The following is a 14,595-nucleotide window of genomic DNA, read 5'->3' as shown; positions in this document are numbered from 1 at the left end:
AGAGGTCCGGGCCATAATCCTTTGCCGACCGCTCGTCGTGAATGAGAATGTTCGCAAACGGTGTCGCCGTATATCCGACGTACACTCGACGCTCGAACGACATCAGCAGACGCCGGATTTCACCATTGACGCGCTTAGGATCGTAGTCCTGCTCGAAGGTGCCGTCCTCAAGAAAGGGCTGATCGCCGGTATCGACCGAGGCCTGGTCGGCCTCGTCGTCGATGACAAGTACCGGCGCTGCCTTGGCAGGTCCCGGCAGGCGCGCGATCCAGTTGTTGAGGTTTTCGAGGACCTTTGCGTTCTTCTTGACGATCAGAAGGCATGGCTGATTGACGGGTGAGAAGTTGGCCTGGTCGGCCATGCGCTGATTGAAGTCGCCGTTCGGATCAGCCATCGTAAGGCTGTCGACGATAAGCTGCGCGTTGAAATTGCCGACCCCGATGGTCCGCATGGGCTGATTTGGGCGCCGCGTCTTGGGATTCGTATCGTAGCCCAGAAAGTCCTTGTCAAAACGCTTCTGGGTCTGCAGGCGCAGGATCTTGTGCATGCCCGCAAGGATGATGATGATGCGATATCCCGCGTCAGCTGCGCGGTTGACGACGCCGGCATAGCTCGCGGTCTTGCCCGACTGCACGTCACCCACGACAAGGCCCCGCCAGTCCCAGCTTCCCGGACGCTGAGGGTCATCCATGACCTCCAGAATCCTGGCAGTGCTGTTCTTGAGCTCCCGCACCGAGTCTTCGGGCCAGCCGTCTTCCTCCCAGCTTGTTGACGTACCGCTGCATGAACGGCCCCGGCTGCCGACGGTCGCCGAGATACCAGGGCGCCGGCCGTTCCTTGTCCTGCAACGTGAGTGCCGGTCCCTGCTCGGTCACGAAGATGGTCAGGAGCAGGCGTACGGCAGCCTCCTTCTGCTCAGGGCCGACGGGCTGCCGGGTCATCATGCTGAACGTCTGCGCGTCCAGCTCGACCATTCTGGCGATGGCGTCGCGATCGATCGCTTCGCCGGCTTCCTGCTGCACCTGCAGGATCTTTCTGGCCCTCAACGCAAGTGCCTCGACGACGTCCGTCATGGTACCCCTCCCATCTTGCGCAGCAGCTCCGATCTCACCTGCGTCAGGTCGCCCGGAAGATTGAGGAGCAGCAGGTCTGCTCGCTTGTCAGGTGTCAGCGATGCCGGCAGCCTTCTGCCAAGTTCAAGCAGCTGATCGGTCAGCTGAGCAATTTCGTCCGCTCCCATCGGGGGCGCGTCGGCACCCTCGGATTCCGATACGTCAAGCCAGATGCGCTCGATCGGGACGCTGCGCTCGATGAGGGACAGAACGGCATCGAAGGCGCGTACGCCTCCTGCGCTGTCCCGGCAGGCCGCTATCGCAGGATGACTGCGATTGATCCTGTACTGAAGCCCTTTCGGTCCCTGCTGAGTCAGCCAGACCGTGGGTGCAGTGTGGGGTGCGCCGTGCAGGCGCGGGCCCTGACCTCGGAACGCGAATACCTCGCGCGCCTCCTGCCGGCAGCGGCCTCCGATGGCCGTCAGTCGCGCACGGAGCGCGCCGGGCGGACGTGCCTGGGACTTGCGGACATCGATGCGCCAGTCGCGGTCCAGACTGGTGGGAAGATCAACCTCGATCCGGGCCAGACGGCTGGCCTCGTCGCGCGTCCAGGTTCGCGCGCCGCCTAGCCCCAGCCAGCTGCCCGCGACGAGCAGCCGCTTGCCTCGATAGACGTAGAAGCCCTGACGCGCTCCCCAGCCGCCAGGACCGCCGGCAGATTCATATTCCGCTTCGTTTGCATATCGATCGCGGTGCGGAAGCACATACGGTCTGACGATGAAGACGGAACCCGCATGGCGGACCCGTTCGGAAGGCAGCTCCCGTGTTGCAGGGTGTCCGATCTGGAACGGGTCCCAGGCCTTGACCGGTCGCCCGTTAAGATGGATCGCGAGGCTGGTCGCATCACCATTGATGAAGCGATGAAAGACCATGCCGAGATGGGCGCGGATGTCCTCAAGTCGAAGATAGAAGGCTTCCTTTCCAAGCCCCGAAAGACCTCCCAGCGAGTCCATCCGGTCCCAGAGTACGAGGGTGCCGTGTTCAAGCTGCAGGAGCTTTTCCGTCAACGGATGCTGCGGCAGCGCCGTGAGAGGCGTCGCAAACCAGCCGCGCCTGGCGATCTCGTCAACGTCGAGCACCAGGGCCGACGTCCTGCCGGAATTCCTGCTGATGATCGTGAGCCGTCGGCACTGCGACAGGGATGCCGTCTTCAGTCCCAGGCCGAACCTGCCGAGGTCGCTTGCCATGCGTTCGGTTGTCGGGCCGATGCCGCCCAGTCGCAGGGCTTCCCCAAGCGTGCGGCGATCCATGCCATCGCCATCATCCAGCAGGGCGACCTGAGGAGTACCTTCGTTCCATTCGACGACAAGCTCGATGGTCGCCGCGCGCGCGGCAATGCTGTTGTCGATCAGGTCGGCCACTGCGGTTTCAGGTGAATATCCCAACCCTCTGAGGGATTCGACGAGCGCTGCAGCAGAGGGCGTGATCTCGACTGGCCGCTCTCGCGCCATGTCCTCAGGCAACCCGACGATCGTTGGAGCCATCAGCAGACCGGGAGGCCAGATCCAGCTGCTCGCGCAGCACTCTCGCAACGGCAAGGCCGAGCAGGGGGGGAACGGCATTCCCGATCTGCCGGAACGCCGCGTTCATCGCGCCAGCAAAGACAAAGCCGTCGGGGAAGGACTGAAGTCGTGCGGCTTCGCGCACGGAAATCGTCCGACACTGCTGGCTGTCGTAATGAATGTGCGAATAGGTGTCCTTTCCCATGTGGGCCGTCAGCGTGCGCGACGGCCTGGAAGGATCGAGCTTCCACCATTTGTTCGGAAACTTTTCCGGGTCGTAGGGGGGGACGATCTCGGCCTTGAGGTCACGATAGGCCGCAGAGTTCTTGTGGGCGCCGGTCAGGCGCCTTCTGCGCAGGGCCTGCTCGAACATCTCTTCAGCGATCTTCCTCGCCTGCGGATAGTCCGCCCCATGCTCCATGGCTTCAAAAATGGGGAAATCGCGCGGCGTGAGGCGGACAAGATGACCGTCGGTGCCCTCGTCGCGAGAGAACCCGTGCCAGCTGCGCATCATGCGGGCATAGTCTGAAATGCCCTTCCTGAGTTCACGGTAGGACAGTTCGTCGGTCAGCCTGCGTCGGCGAATGGTCCGCGGCTCCTTGAAATGCTCTGTTATCCGCGGAAGATCGCCAAGCGCTTCCCTGGTGCCAACTGCCGGTATCAAGGTCTCCGCCGGCTCATGGAGCTGATGAAAGCGCCCGCTGGCCTGGTCCACGTGCTTGAGCGCAACTCTCCGCGAACCCTGATAGCCGCTGGGCAGCTCGGCGAAATGGGTCGGTTCAGGAAACCGTGGCTTCTGCCCGAGGACATGAGCGAGGGCCACGATGAACAATCGTTCTCTGATCTGCGGCACGCCGAAATAGGCCGCGTTCAGCAGCGTATAGCCGGTCGAATACCCGGCAGCTTCGAGATGTTCGCAGATCTCCTCGGGGACGTTGTGGCCGCCGAAGTTGAGAATGTCGGGCACGTTCTCGATCACGATGACGAGCGGCTGCGTATCCTCGACGTACTTCAGGAAGCGGCGATAGAGCGAGGCGCGCGGGTCCTTCTGGAACGCATCCTCTTCACCCCCGGAGATGGAACGAAGCTTCGATCGACCGATCCGGGCAAAGGCCTGGCAGGGGAGTCCGGCGGCCAGAACGTCAAACGAATCCGCTGCGGAGGTCGGCAGCTCCAGCTCGGTGACGAGCTGTCCGGCCGAAATGCGCTCCATGTCGCGCGGCAGAGCCCACGGCCCCTCAAGGTCGCGACCATTGGCGAAGTTGAGCGCATAGGTCCGCGCGGCTTCCGGATCGATCTCGATATGGGCGGCAAGCTCGATGCCGGCGGTCTGCAGCCCCAGCGAGAGGCCGCCCGCGCCCGAACAGATTTCGAGGGCGCGCGGGCTCCTGCCCGTGCGGAGGCGGGCAAGCTTCTTCTGGCGAATCAGCAAAGCATCTGCGGCAATCATCGGCGGCCCAGCAATCCCTTCAACCTTTTTCGCAGGCCGTCAGGATCCGCCGTTTCGCACTCCCAGATGACTGCGACCCGCCAACCCATACCCTCCAGCCCCGTCTTTACGCGTTCGTCGCGCAGCACGTTCTTCTTAAATTTTTCGCGCCAGAATTGTATATTCGACTTAGGCACATAGCAATAAGGGCACCCCTCATGCCTGTGCCAAAAACAGCCATGGACGAAGAGGGCGGTCTTCCTGCCGGGAAACACCAGGTCCGGCGACCCGGGGAGCTTCTTCACATGGAGCCTGAACCGGAAACCGAGACGGTGCGCGGTGCTTCTGACCAGCAGCTCGGGCCTGGTTCCTTTTCCCCGGATGCGACTCATGATCTCTGAGCGACGAGCCGGAGTAACGATGTCTGCCACGATGCAACGTCCCTGTACGCAGCTGCCGATGCCGCTACTCGGCCTGGTCGGCGACCAGGTTCTGGATCACCGCGGCAAGTGACTCCTCGTCGCCATCAAAGCTGGCGATCATCGCTTTGAGGAAGGCGTCGGGATCGAGGTCGTCGAGATCGATCGGATGTCCCGCGTGATCCGCCAGCACGAGGAAGAACGAAAGCTGAGTGCGACCGTTGCCCTCGCGGAACGCATGAATGACATTCAGTTCCGAGAGGAAGTGGGCCGCCTTTTCGGCGAACCTGTCGGGCTCCAGCCCGGTCAGAAATCCGTTCTTCTTCAGCTGTGAAAACAGCTTCTGTGGCTGGGCCTCGATATTTTCCGGGAAGCAGAACATGTTGCCGCCCTTGGATATGCGGACAGTTCGAAACTCGCCTGCCCAGTCGTAGACGTCCTGAAACAGATGTCCGTGAACTGCCTTGAAGTGCGCGAAATCGAGGTCTCCGGCCGGAAGCTCCTCATCCGCTCTCGCGTCGCTTACTTCCGCTTCGAACGCGTCAAGCTCGTCCGAGTCTCTGAGATCGAGCCTGTTCTTGAGGACGGTCGTGCCGGGATAGCAGTAGTCATCGGCAACAGCATCATACATGCCGGATTACGCCTTGCGGTAGGCCTTGATGATTGCTTTCCGACGCTCTTCGGGAGTGCGGGCCTTGCTTTCGGCGATCGCGGTGCTGCCCTTCATCTTCGGCGAATAGACGATGCCTTCCACCGCGCTGATCTTCCTGAAGCGCGTGCTGCCGATCACAAAGCCGGAGGCCTTGCCCTTCTTCGAAGATGGTTTCTTTGGAGCCATGGGCGGGTAATAGCACAGTTCGGTCCGACTCGCACGAGGCAATGACAAGCCGCAAGGAGACGTGCCAGCGGGCATAATCGCAGACTCGGCGCTTTGCGGTTTTGAACCCGCCCGGCTTCGCGCAGGATCACCGCCGACGTAAGCCGAAAGCTCGCCTTACGTCGGCTCAAACAGGGGACATACGTGAAGTGTGTTTGAGCGGTCCGATAATAGAGGCGTCCTAGTACTCGGCATCCGGATGCATTTTTCGTCGACCGCAGGCGGCACTCCAGTGCGGGTAGGGGGCAACGGTGCGATCGAGGTTCTTGCGGACCAGCTGCATCGTTGCGCGGATTCGGTTGGTCACTTCATCATCGGGGAGCTGGAAGAGTATCGATAGCTCTTGCTGCGTGATACAGCGTCCTCGCCGTTTGGGCCAGGTCATCAGTCTTGCGCGATGAGTCAACGCTGTGACGAACGCCGGGCTTAGTCCGTAGGCACCAGCGTGGCTGATCACCGTCTCGGCGGAGGGAGCGCCGCTCAAGCCGGCCTTGTTGAATTCGAACAGGCAACGATCAACCGGATCAACGCCTTCGAGGAGTTCTTCAAGGTTGATCGACCGGAGTACGGCGGCAGTCTCGTCATGGTTCTCGTCGACCACGCCGACATGCTCGGAGACGAGTTGCTCTCGACGTCCAGTTCTACGCCGCTTGCCCAGGAGCGTCGGTATGATGCCGCCATTTTTCAGGAATTTGCTGGAGCCGCAGATCACCAAGAGCCAGTCCTCAAAGCCCGGACGCCCGGTAAACTCGAAACGGCCGTTGGCGTCTGCCGCCACATTTTCCACCGGCGCTTCAAGCACGTTCGAGTCTTCCGGAGATTCTTCAAGCGCCTGTCGCTCAAGGTGCCCCATTGCACTCTGGATCGTTTCGTTAAGCACTACATCGGGATCCAGATGCGCTGCCAAAGCTCGGGTCTTGATGCGAGCGGACACAGCCTCACCATGCTGCGCAAACATGCCGTGGAAGACTACGATCACGCGCTGATACCGCTCGCCGACAGAGCCGGTTCGAAGAGCATACAGCAGATCTTCGTCTGAATACTGCATGTGCCATCCAGGGCTCTGGCTGCGGCCTCAGCTCTCTAGCGTTCTCAGTTATGGGTACCAATCACAGCGAGGGCAGGTGCCCATGAGAGAACCCAAAATGAGATTGCGAACACAAGGCTCAGCAGTGGTGCGATGAGAGGTGTCATGAGGAACTCCTATTGGCTGATGTAATGTGCTTCGAGAGGTGGGCTAAGTCTGGATCCGTCGCGAGATGATCGAGGAAAATCACGCTTTCAAAAATCCACGACTCATGAGACAACAAATGTTGCAAGTATCTGACCGCCTCACTTCGATGCTGGCGGTTGTAGACTGACAGAACGGCAACATGAGCCGTGGGCAATTGGGGGTCGGTATCACGAGCCCTTATGGCCGCGTCGAGAGCCTCAGGATATCGCTGCTGATCGAGCAGGCTGGCCGCGAGATTGATATCGGCCTCGGCTGTTTCAGTGACCCGTCGGGCACGGTCAATCGCAGCCGCCTTTTCAGACAGCAGGTAAAGTTCTTTCCGTCGGACCGGATCTGCTTCATAGCGCGCCAAGCCTTGGCTGCAGAGCCCAATCAGCCGCCACGCCCTCGGGTCATGCTTCCAGTTAGGATCGGTCTGCACACACGCGACTGATGCTTCGTAGTCGCCGGAGAGTTGCAGCTGCCGGGCATCCCGCAATCGGTTCTGATCGATTTCAGGTGGGGCTTCGTGGGTCCGAGCGTTTGCCCGCCAATGCATGGCCCGAATGTTGCGAAGCGTGCGCTGTACATCAAAAGACATTCGGGTAGCCGCTTTCTGCATTCTACAATTCAGGTATCTCCGGTCGGTCAAGGCACAAGTCTCAGGCCTGAAACATTAAATCTTGTTAACCATCACCAATGCGCTGAAAAACAACGAGATTTTGCTGGCGGAACGTTTTTTTTCGACCAGTTCTGTCCAATCCGCCATGTCCTTGTGAGCCGCCAAAAGGCTCACCGAGCCGGCCGGCAGCCGGCACGATTGGAGGGTCTGATGGACCAATATCTGAAGGTGTTTATGGCGGCGGCCCTGGCTGTCGTCGGCGGCATGTCGCCCGGCCAAGCTGACGAGGAACTACCTGCGCAGGTCAAGATCGCCAGCGTGGTAGTGACGGCGACCGGTTGCCATGCCGAGTCCCGCTCGTACACCACGACGGTGCCGCACCCGGAGCGTCTGGACCGCTCGTACCACGGCGGTCCGCTGGACGGGATTGAGGTGCGGGTGACCGCCGCAAACAACGGTCACTCCTACGGCGATTTCGTTTGGAAGGACGATCACACGATCGCCTACACGGTCTCGGCGCGCGGCGCGGGCCGTTGGGTCGATCCGCCGAAGGCCTTCGGAGTCAAGGTCGGCGGCGGCTGGTGCGCCGGCGCCGAAGGTGGCTCGTCGGGCATCGATATCATCGCGCACTACAAGTAGTGCGATGCACAAGATGGGAGGCGGCCTCGGGCCGCCTCTTTCGTGCCGGGGCCGGCCCAGTCTTATCGTGCAAAGGTCCGCGCTTGCCTTGCGGGTCGAAACCCCTCGCCAGAGGCTGGTAGTCAAACCCGCCGGCGCCGCGTGGTGGTCGATTGAGCGGTGCCACCTCGCTCGGGCTCAGGGCTCGCTCCCAGACGCCGATTTCATCACTGACGGCGCGAAAGTACCGGCCCGCCGCAGGATTTGTCTCATTGTCGCGCTTGAGCCATCCCCCTTTGGATCGGTCAACGCCCGCGGCCGGCAAGATCGGGTGAATAGGCCCCCAAGCGCGTGCCGGCAAGGGCATCCATGCGTATCCAACGCGCAAAGCTTGCGCGCCGGAGCCTCGCGCGAACCCACCCTGTGCCTGCCCGCTGGAGCTGCGGGCCTTGAATTCTCCCGACCGGCCGCGATGGCGCCGCCGATAACCAACGGGAGAACCTCAAATGCTCAACGACACCAACGCCGCAAAAATCCGCAGCCTCAACGACAGCTTCAGGCGCACCCTGGTCTTCGGCGGGACCGTCCTGCTGACACCCGGCGTGACCAGCCTCGAAACCGGCCGCCAGGCCGAGCTGCTCGAAGCGGTACGCACGTTCGACAGCTTCACGCGGGACAACGACCCGCACGGCGAGCACGATTTAGGTTCGATCGACTTCGATTCAGTCCGCTACTTCTTCAAGATCGACTACTACGATCTGTCCAAGACGGCACATTCGCCTGATCCGGCTGACCCGGCAGTTACGCAGCGGGTGATGACGATCATGCGGGCCGACGAGTACTAAGCTCGCCGTCAAGCAAAAGCCCCGCTTGCGGCGGGGCTGACGGTTCTGTCACCGTGCCCCGGACCCGCTTCGTGTGGATCGAGACAAGTCGCTTTTTTTTGTTTGACCCAGACGCGTGATAATCTGGCCAGGCCAAGGCGGGGAAGGTTGGGGGATTCGTGGCATCGGACAACGGAAAGCGGCGCGTCGTGTTTGCGCGCATCGGTTGGATGCTGGCGTACGACGGGCCCCGTGAAGGCGACGAGCGGCCAATCGGGGGCGGCGGTTACAACAAAGACGACATTGGCCACGAAGCCTATAACTTCCACCCCGCCGCCGGCAGGCTCTACGGTTATTTCCAGCCGAACATGAGGAGTGAAGTCCTCAATCTGGAACGCATCGACCCCGTCGTCGCCGGGAAGGACAGTTTGCGGGAGGTGCTTGTTGTTTTTGTCGCAAAAGCGCCCGTCGGTGGCGGTTGCTGGATTGTCGGGTGGTACAGGAACGCCGAAGTCTGGCGCGAGCGGATACGGCCTTCGCCAGGCAAGCCGAAGGCGTACGGCCATCTCTGCAAAGCCCTTGTGGAGGATTGCGTTCTGCTGCCGCCGGGCAAACGCCGGCACCGGGTCCCGTCGCGGGTGGAGGGTGCGTTTGGACGGTCCAACGTTTGCTATTCCCTGGAAGCCGACGGCACGCCGAAGCCGGGCCGCTGGATAGAGGACGCGCTCGATTACATCGACAACTACCAGGGCCCGAACGTGTTGACTGCTCCCGAATCCGCCATCGAGGAAGAGGTTGAAGCCGCGGCCGAGGACGCCCTGGCCGGTGCCGGTGCCGGTGGTCAGGGTTTTGCTCGCACCGCGGCGGAGCGGAAGGCCATCGAAGATCATTCGATGGATATCGCCAAGCGCTATTTCAGGAAGGAAAATTACCGGGTCGAGGATGTCTCGAAAACCCGAAGCTATGACCTGGAATGCAGGAAGGGCAGCCGGGTCCTGCATGTCGAAGTGAAGGGCACGACCACGGCCGGCAAGCAGATTGTGCTGACCCCGAACGAAGTACGGCACGCCCAGAACCCAAGGCATGATTGCGTGCTGTTTGTCCTGCACGGCATCACCTTGCACCGACGCAAGGCCTCAGGTGGAACAATCGCTTTGCAACGTCCATGGAAGCCGGACGACGAGCGCCTGAGGCCAGTCACATTCGTCTATCGGCTTGGCAGCTGATTCCCGTCCGATCTGTCCCCGTTTGATTCGCCACGCCGCGGCTTGGATGTCGGTCATAGGCCAGCGGCGCGAACGCACAAGGCATCCAACCGTCTCCCGAAAAATGGCGGGGCCCTCGGCCGGACCCTCCGTTGCGCGCCCGCTCAAGTGCCACCGGCATCTTGAAATTCCCGACGGCCGCGAAAGGCGTGGCCGAAACCAAAGGGAGATAACGATGTGAACGACAAGACGCTGGCGACAACCGCCGAAGACAAACCGCTCAAGACCTACCACGTAACGCTATATACTTGGGACGCCCACGAGCTATTCGTCGACGCGCCATCCGAGGAAGACGCCGAGGCACAAGCGCGGGAGATCCTGGATGAATTCGGACCTCAGGCCTTCGCCTGGCAGTATAGCGGCGACGACGGCTTTCTCGTCGAGGAACAGGACTGACCAGCGGCCATCAAAAAGAGCGCCCCGCGGCGCTCTTGCATTCGCTAGATGGTTCTCCTCGGCAGCCCGACGATCTTGCCGCCAATCTTGGCATCTTCAGGAATCGATGTGACCTCCGTGCCGGTAAGGTCGAGATTACCGGTCACGATCAACCCTTCCGGTAACTCCTTGAGGCCGGTGTCCTTGAGGATCAGATCGCCGTTGATAGTCACGTCCTTGCCGATTTTGCCCAAGGGCAGGCCGGTCATGTCGATGCCCTCAGGACTGTTCGTGCCATCAAGGGGAAGGTCCACCTGTACCCGGGAGGGCTGTAGCCCAGCTTTAAGACCAACACTGTTTGTCTCCATGAATCTTCATCGCGCCCGAAGGCGCGTGGAACGAATGAAACGGTATGTGGAAGTGGCAGCAGTATGGGGCAGGGCAGCCGGATTTCAATCCCGCTCCGCCAGGAAGCGGCGCGCGCGGTCGAGGAGGAGCACCCGCAGGCGCTCTTCACATTCGCTAAATGGCTCTTCCCGACAGCCTGTCACGCTCACCGAGGTGGATGAACGGCTCGGGCCGGCGTCGGCCTTGCCGTTCGTAGAACGCGCGAGAGTTCATTTCGATGTTCAGCAAGCCGGCATCATCCACCAGGATGCACTCGCGGCTGTTCTCGGCCGACTCGGCCTCGAACGCGCCATCAAGGTCGTTGTACTCGCGGTGAGAAATACTTCGACAGCCTTGCCGAGGGGCCGGCCGACGACGAAAACGAGGCCCAATACATTCGCGATTGGACGGCCGATACCGGCTACGGTGGCGGCGATCCTGACTATCCGATCGCTACAAAGGCCGCGGATATCCTGGGGACGTCACCTGATCTGCCAGAACGTCTGCTTGACCGGCTCTTTGAGATTGCAAGCACGAGCCGTGACTCCGCGGTACGCGACAAACTGTTTATCGCCATTGCCAAGAATGGCGGCGAGGCGGGCCGGACTCGCGTCGTCGATCTCGCGGTGTCGCGCGAGAATCTCAATCTGTCTCAGAGCGCAAGTTGGGCGCTCTATGTCGCCGGCGAGTCGCTCGCTATCGCCGATACCGCCCCTATCACCATTGAACAGCTGACTGCGCGCGCGCCGGCTGTGGCTGTACTGATGTCCATGACCGTGGGTCGAGCGGGTACGAACGACCAGGCCCTCGATTATGCAAAGAGACTAGCGATACATCCTACCCGCAAAGTGCTTTTGGTTTCGTTGATGATGGGTGCGGTTCACCAAGATTCCGCGTTGGCTGAAGAGGTAGGGAAGTTCCTGCCAGAAGCGCTATTGACCGCGATCCATTCCGTCTTCGACGACGGTCCTAAGCCGCCCCGCAACGCGCTCGACGACCTCGGCGACGTCCGCGTGGTCGGCGAAGTCATCCGCAGGCTCGATTTTCTGTTCGTCCCAAAGAAGAAAAGCTGACGTTGAAGAAACTTGGGCTTCTTACGCGGGGCACGTGTGCGGCTGCGCAATCGGTTTTGACGCGATTACATCGGCAGCGCCAGCTGTGGTTCTGCGTCGTCGACATGTTGAAGCGCCGATAGCGAGACGCCCAGAAGCCGGACCGGCTTGGGGATCGGCATCTCGTTCTGCAGCAAAGCGACCGATAGGCGTTCCAGGTCGCTGCGGCTCGAAACCGCGACGGGGGACGGTTCTGCTGCGCGTGATGATCTCGAAGTCGTTGAACTTCATTTTAAGCGTCACCGTGCGTCCCCGGTTGTCGGCGCCCTCGCAGTATCGCCAGACTTTGTCGACGAGCGGCGTCAGTTCGACGACCATGGCGTCGAAGCCAGTGATGTCGGTGGTGAACGTGCTTTCGGCGCCGACGGATTTCCGGATCCGGTCGGAGTGGACCTCGCGGTTGTCGACGCCGCGCGAGATCCAGTAGTAGTAGCTTCCGGCCTTCCCGAAGTTGGCTTGCATGAACTCGAGCGTCTGATTGCGCATGTCGAGGCCGGTATAGAGACCGAGAGAATTCATCTTGGCGCTGGTCGCTGGGCCGATGCCGTGGAATTTGCCGACCGGCAGTTTTTCGACGAACGCCGGCCCCATCTCCGGCGTGATGATATACTGGCCGTTCGGCTTGCGGTGATCGGACGCTAGCTTCGCCAAAAACTTGTTGTAGGAGATGCCGGCGGAGGCGTTGAGGCCGGTCTCAAGCTTGATCTTGCCGCGGATTGCTAACGCGACGTCGCGCGCCAACGAAATGCCTTGGAGGTTTTTCGTGACGTCCAGATAGGCCTCGTCCAGCGACAGCGGCTCGATGATCGGGGTGTGCTCGGCGAATATCTCGCGGATCTGCTGGGAGATCGCCTTGTAGACCTCGAAGCGGGGCTTCACGAAGATCAGATCTGGGCATTGCCGCTTCGCAGTAACCGATGGCATGGCTGACCTGACGCCGAACTTGCGCGCTTCGTAGCTGGCCGCCGCCACAACGCCGCGCTCACGGGATCCGCCGACGGCGACCGGCTTGCCGCGGAGATCCGGATTGTCCCGCTGCTCGACGGACGCATAGAAGGCGTCCATGTCGGCGTGGATGATCTTGCGTTGGCGTGGAGGCCCCGACTCCTGATCGTCGTCTTCGTCGGTCACGCCGCCGGCCCGATCGGATCTTCCTTGACCCCACGGGCGACGATCCGCAGTGATCCGTCCGGTAGGGGCCGCTGCAGCTTCAAGGCGTCGTCCGGTGGAGCGGTCATCCAAGTCTCGACCTCTTCCGGCGTCGTCAGGATCACGGGCATCGCCTTCGGGTGGATGGCGCCGACCTCTGCGTTCGGCTCGGTCGTAAGGAATGCGTAGAGGTCGTTGGCGGTCTCGCCTTCCTTGACCTTTCGGACTGACGTCCAATTGGTCCAGATGCCGGCGAAGCAGGCGAGGGGACGGGTCTCATCGCGCGCGAACCAGATGTCGCCGCCCTCGGCCTTGTTGAATTCGCTGAAGGAGTTGAACGGCACTATGCAGCGATTTTCAATGTCGAGCCAGCGGGCCCAGTGCTTGCTCTTCACGTTGCGGATGTTGGTCGTGCCGCCGTCCGGTTCCATTCGGAGCAATTCCTTGAAATCCACTGCCTTGCCCTTGGCCTGCAGCTTCTCGGCTCGTTTCTTGGTGGCGTCCATCAGTGCCTTTGATGACGATGGCATCCCCCACCGCGCCGTGGCGAGCTCGCGGCCCTCGGCTCCGTTGCGCACGATCGCTGCTTTGTAATCGGGAAACACGCCGGGCATCGGCGCGAGATTGCCGACGTATCGGTTTACGACTCGGAACAGCGCGCTGATCGCAGCCTGGTTTGTCGTGATCGAATAGAGATTGCACATCAGTCAGGCTTCGGTTTTGGGGTGGCGAGGCTGCCAAGCCAGTTGTAGCAGAGTCGCGGATGGGCGCCGGCCCGCCTTGGCGCATTTGCGGCAGCGCAGCCGGCTGGCAAGATCGTGCACGAACGTGGTGGGCGGGTGCTTCATCGCCGCAAGGTCGACGTCGCTCGGCGTCTTGCAGCGCGTGCACCTGATCTTGAGCCAAGGGAAACCTCCGTTCACAGCCTGGTCGATGGTGGGCGAAGGATCGATCGGTTCGCCGTCGCTCCACATGCGCTCGTTCCAGCTTTCGCAAAGCAGCCTGTCAGCTTGCTGAATCATGGCCTCGCCCTTGGCCCGCATCTCCGACGATTGAGCGGCCAGCATGTTGGCCATCGCACGTGCCTTGCCGAGCTCTTTCGCCAAAGCCTTGCGATCGCCGCCCGACAGGGGCGTGGGGTGATACTTCGGAGCCATCCGGACATCCAGGCGCTAAGAGATCGGATCGGCAATCGGGAAATTACGGCGTCTCGAACGCCGGCCAGCACCCGTCTTCTTCGTGCCTGCCAGTGCGCTGCTGGCAGGTGTTGTCGAGCAACCGCTGCGCCACGTCCTTCCAAAGCGCGTTGCCACCATACAATCGGACTGCATCGGCCTTCTGGATTTCCACTGTCCTTTCGCAGCGGCGGCATGAGATGCGCAGCACATGGCGTTGAATCTCGGAAAGACGTCGCTGCCGCCTCTCGGCTCCGCTCTCGTCGGCGCGAGGGTCTTTCAGGACCGATTCCCAATATTCTGCCGGGAGCGGCGCATCTGGAGCCGCCGTGGAGGGGCCCGGTCTACGAGCAGCTTCAGCGGCCAGTTTTTGCATCTGCTTTGGGGTCGGCATGCGCCAGCTCGCGGGTCGATCGGTCATTCCGAATTAGAACATAACAAGAACAAATGTCGAGTCCGTCCTGACCCTCCTCGTGAAAAATTCATTCTTTTGGGAGAGGCGCAGTGTCGGAACCA

Annotated in this window: 17 protein-coding genes and 1 pseudogene; 5 read left to right on the top strand and 13 right to left on the bottom strand. The window is 61.4% G+C overall.

The window, feature by feature from the left end; translation table 11 throughout:
- Positions 1-683: 683 nt before the first annotated feature.
- The 8 genes from ACVWY5_RS25540 to ACVWY5_RS25505 form a co-directional block, all read right to left on the bottom strand.
- Entirely contained in the window at positions 684-1,073 is a 390-nt protein-coding gene (locus ACVWY5_RS25540) for a hypothetical protein (protein ID WP_456671709.1), read from the bottom strand.
- Positions 1,070-2,596, bottom strand: a complete 1,527-nt coding sequence (locus tag ACVWY5_RS25535) for an ATP-binding protein (RefSeq protein WP_321176620.1) — start codon at positions 2,594-2,596, stop codon at positions 1,070-1,072. Before ACVWY5_RS25535 ends, ACVWY5_RS25540 begins: the two co-directional genes overlap by 4 nt.
- Entirely contained in the window at positions 2,568-4,064 is a 1,497-nt protein-coding gene (locus tag ACVWY5_RS25530; protein WP_028332406.1) for a DNA cytosine methyltransferase, read from the bottom strand. Before ACVWY5_RS25530 ends, ACVWY5_RS25535 begins: the two co-directional genes overlap by 29 nt.
- Positions 4,061-4,474 carry a DNA mismatch endonuclease Vsr gene (locus tag ACVWY5_RS25525; protein ID WP_321176621.1) on the bottom strand — a complete coding sequence of 138 codons (414 nt, stop codon included), beginning with the start codon at positions 4,472-4,474 and terminating at the stop codon, positions 4,061-4,063. The genes ACVWY5_RS25530 and ACVWY5_RS25525 overlap by 4 nt, the downstream gene beginning before the upstream one ends.
- A gap of 34 nt (positions 4,475-4,508) precedes the next feature.
- Positions 4,509-5,093: a Fic family protein gene (locus tag ACVWY5_RS25520; protein ID WP_028332404.1), complete on the bottom strand. Its 585-nt coding sequence runs from the start codon at positions 5,091-5,093 to the stop codon at positions 4,509-4,511.
- Positions 5,094-5,099: 6 nt separating this feature from the next.
- Positions 5,100-5,300 (bottom strand): hypothetical protein, encoded by a 201-nt coding sequence (locus ACVWY5_RS25515; RefSeq protein ID WP_038377235.1) that lies wholly within the window; start codon positions 5,298-5,300, stop codon positions 5,100-5,102.
- Between the two features lie 220 nt (positions 5,301-5,520).
- A complete protein-coding gene (locus ACVWY5_RS25510) occupies positions 5,521-6,387 on the bottom strand; it encodes a hypothetical protein (RefSeq protein ID WP_321176622.1) in 867 nt (288 codons plus the stop codon).
- A gap of 142 nt (positions 6,388-6,529) precedes the next feature.
- Positions 6,530-7,174 (bottom strand): hypothetical protein, encoded by a 645-nt coding sequence (locus ACVWY5_RS25505; protein ID WP_028352038.1) that lies wholly within the window; start codon positions 7,172-7,174, stop codon positions 6,530-6,532.
- Positions 7,175-7,384: 210 nt separating this feature from the next.
- Between ACVWY5_RS25505 and ACVWY5_RS25500 the strand changes: the two genes are divergently transcribed.
- From ACVWY5_RS25500 to ACVWY5_RS25485, 4 genes are all read left to right on the top strand, one after another.
- The gene (locus ACVWY5_RS25500; RefSeq protein WP_028332401.1) at positions 7,385-7,813 is read left to right on the top strand and encodes a hypothetical protein; all 429 of its coding nucleotides are present in this window, start codon (positions 7,385-7,387) and stop codon (positions 7,811-7,813) included.
- A gap of 485 nt (positions 7,814-8,298) precedes the next feature.
- Entirely contained in the window at positions 8,299-8,637 is a 339-nt protein-coding gene (locus ACVWY5_RS25495) for a DUF3768 domain-containing protein (RefSeq protein WP_028332400.1), read from the top strand.
- 158 nt (positions 8,638-8,795) lie between these two features.
- Positions 8,796-9,842, top strand: a complete 1,047-nt coding sequence (locus ACVWY5_RS25490; protein ID WP_028332399.1) for a protein NO VEIN domain-containing protein — start codon at positions 8,796-8,798, stop codon at positions 9,840-9,842.
- 216 nt (positions 9,843-10,058) lie between these two features.
- Positions 10,059-10,277, top strand: a complete 219-nt coding sequence (locus tag ACVWY5_RS25485) for a hypothetical protein (protein ID WP_028332398.1) — start codon at positions 10,059-10,061, stop codon at positions 10,275-10,277.
- Positions 10,278-10,321: 44 nt separating this feature from the next.
- Here ACVWY5_RS25485 and ACVWY5_RS25480 read toward each other — a convergent pair whose 3' ends face one another.
- Positions 10,322-10,624, bottom strand: a complete 303-nt coding sequence (locus ACVWY5_RS25480) for a hypothetical protein (RefSeq protein ID WP_038377234.1) — start codon at positions 10,622-10,624, stop codon at positions 10,322-10,324.
- Between the two features lie 645 nt (positions 10,625-11,269).
- Between ACVWY5_RS25480 and ACVWY5_RS25475 the strand changes: the two genes are divergently transcribed.
- On the top strand, positions 11,270-11,716 hold the full coding sequence (locus tag ACVWY5_RS25475; protein WP_028332396.1) for a hypothetical protein: 447 nt from the start codon (positions 11,270-11,272) through the stop codon (positions 11,714-11,716).
- A gap of 65 nt (positions 11,717-11,781) precedes the next feature.
- Here ACVWY5_RS25475 and dinB read toward each other — a convergent pair.
- From dinB to ACVWY5_RS25455, 4 genes and pseudogenes are all read right to left on the bottom strand, one after another.
- Positions 11,782-12,820: pseudogene (gene dinB / locus ACVWY5_RS25470) on the bottom strand (DNA polymerase IV).
- Between the two features lie 62 nt (positions 12,821-12,882).
- On the bottom strand, positions 12,883-13,608 hold the full coding sequence (locus tag ACVWY5_RS25465; RefSeq protein ID WP_028332395.1) for an SOS response-associated peptidase family protein: 726 nt from the start codon (positions 13,606-13,608) through the stop codon (positions 12,883-12,885).
- 3 nt (positions 13,609-13,611) lie between these two features.
- Entirely contained in the window at positions 13,612-14,061 is a 450-nt protein-coding gene (locus ACVWY5_RS25460; RefSeq protein WP_028332394.1) for a hypothetical protein, read from the bottom strand.
- A 43-nt stretch (positions 14,062-14,104) separates the two neighbouring features.
- Entirely contained in the window at positions 14,105-14,500 is a 396-nt protein-coding gene (locus ACVWY5_RS25455) for a hypothetical protein (RefSeq protein ID WP_028332393.1), read from the bottom strand.
- Positions 14,501-14,595: the final 95 nt, after the last annotated feature.

It is taken from the genome of Bradyrhizobium sp. USDA 3256 (genome assembly GCF_054058275.1).
The sequence above is the reverse complement of the archived record's forward strand: the minus strand, read 5'-3'. Positions and strand labels throughout refer to the sequence as shown.

Bases quoted from the DNA above. Each gene is read 5' to 3' on its own strand.
- ACVWY5_RS25540 (WP_456671709.1), bottom strand. From the start codon at position 1,073: ATGACGGACGTCGTCGAGGCACTTGCGTTGAGGGCCAGAAAGATCCTG.
- ACVWY5_RS25535 (WP_321176620.1), bottom strand. From the start codon at position 2,596: ATGGCTCCAACGATCGTCGGGTTGCCTGAGGACATGGCGCGAGAGCGG.
- ACVWY5_RS25530 (WP_028332406.1), bottom strand. From the start codon at position 4,064: ATGATTGCCGCAGATGCTTTGCTGATTCGCCAGAAGAAGCTTGCCCGC.
- ACVWY5_RS25520 (WP_028332404.1), bottom strand. From the start codon at position 5,093: ATGTATGATGCTGTTGCCGATGACTACTGCTATCCCGGCACGACCGTC.
- ACVWY5_RS25515 (WP_038377235.1), bottom strand. From the start codon at position 5,300: ATGGCTCCAAAGAAACCATCTTCGAAGAAGGGCAAGGCCTCCGGCTTT.
- ACVWY5_RS25510 (WP_321176622.1), bottom strand. From the start codon at position 6,387: ATGCAGTATTCAGACGAAGATCTGCTGTATGCTCTTCGAACCGGCTCT.
- ACVWY5_RS25505 (WP_028352038.1), bottom strand. From the start codon at position 7,174: ATGCAGAAAGCGGCTACCCGAATGTCTTTTGATGTACAGCGCACGCTT.
- ACVWY5_RS25500 (WP_028332401.1), top strand. From the start codon at position 7,385: ATGGACCAATATCTGAAGGTGTTTATGGCGGCGGCCCTGGCTGTCGTC.
- ACVWY5_RS25495 (WP_028332400.1), top strand. From the start codon at position 8,299: ATGCTCAACGACACCAACGCCGCAAAAATCCGCAGCCTCAACGACAGC.
- ACVWY5_RS25480 (WP_038377234.1), bottom strand. From the start codon at position 10,624: ATGGAGACAAACAGTGTTGGTCTTAAAGCTGGGCTACAGCCCTCCCGG.
- ACVWY5_RS25465 (WP_028332395.1), bottom strand. From the start codon at position 13,608: ATGTGCAATCTCTATTCGATCACGACAAACCAGGCTGCGATCAGCGCG.
- ACVWY5_RS25460 (WP_028332394.1), bottom strand. From the start codon at position 14,061: ATGGCTCCGAAGTATCACCCCACGCCCCTGTCGGGCGGCGATCGCAAG.
- ACVWY5_RS25455 (WP_028332393.1), bottom strand. From the start codon at position 14,500: ATGACCGATCGACCCGCGAGCTGGCGCATGCCGACCCCAAAGCAGATG.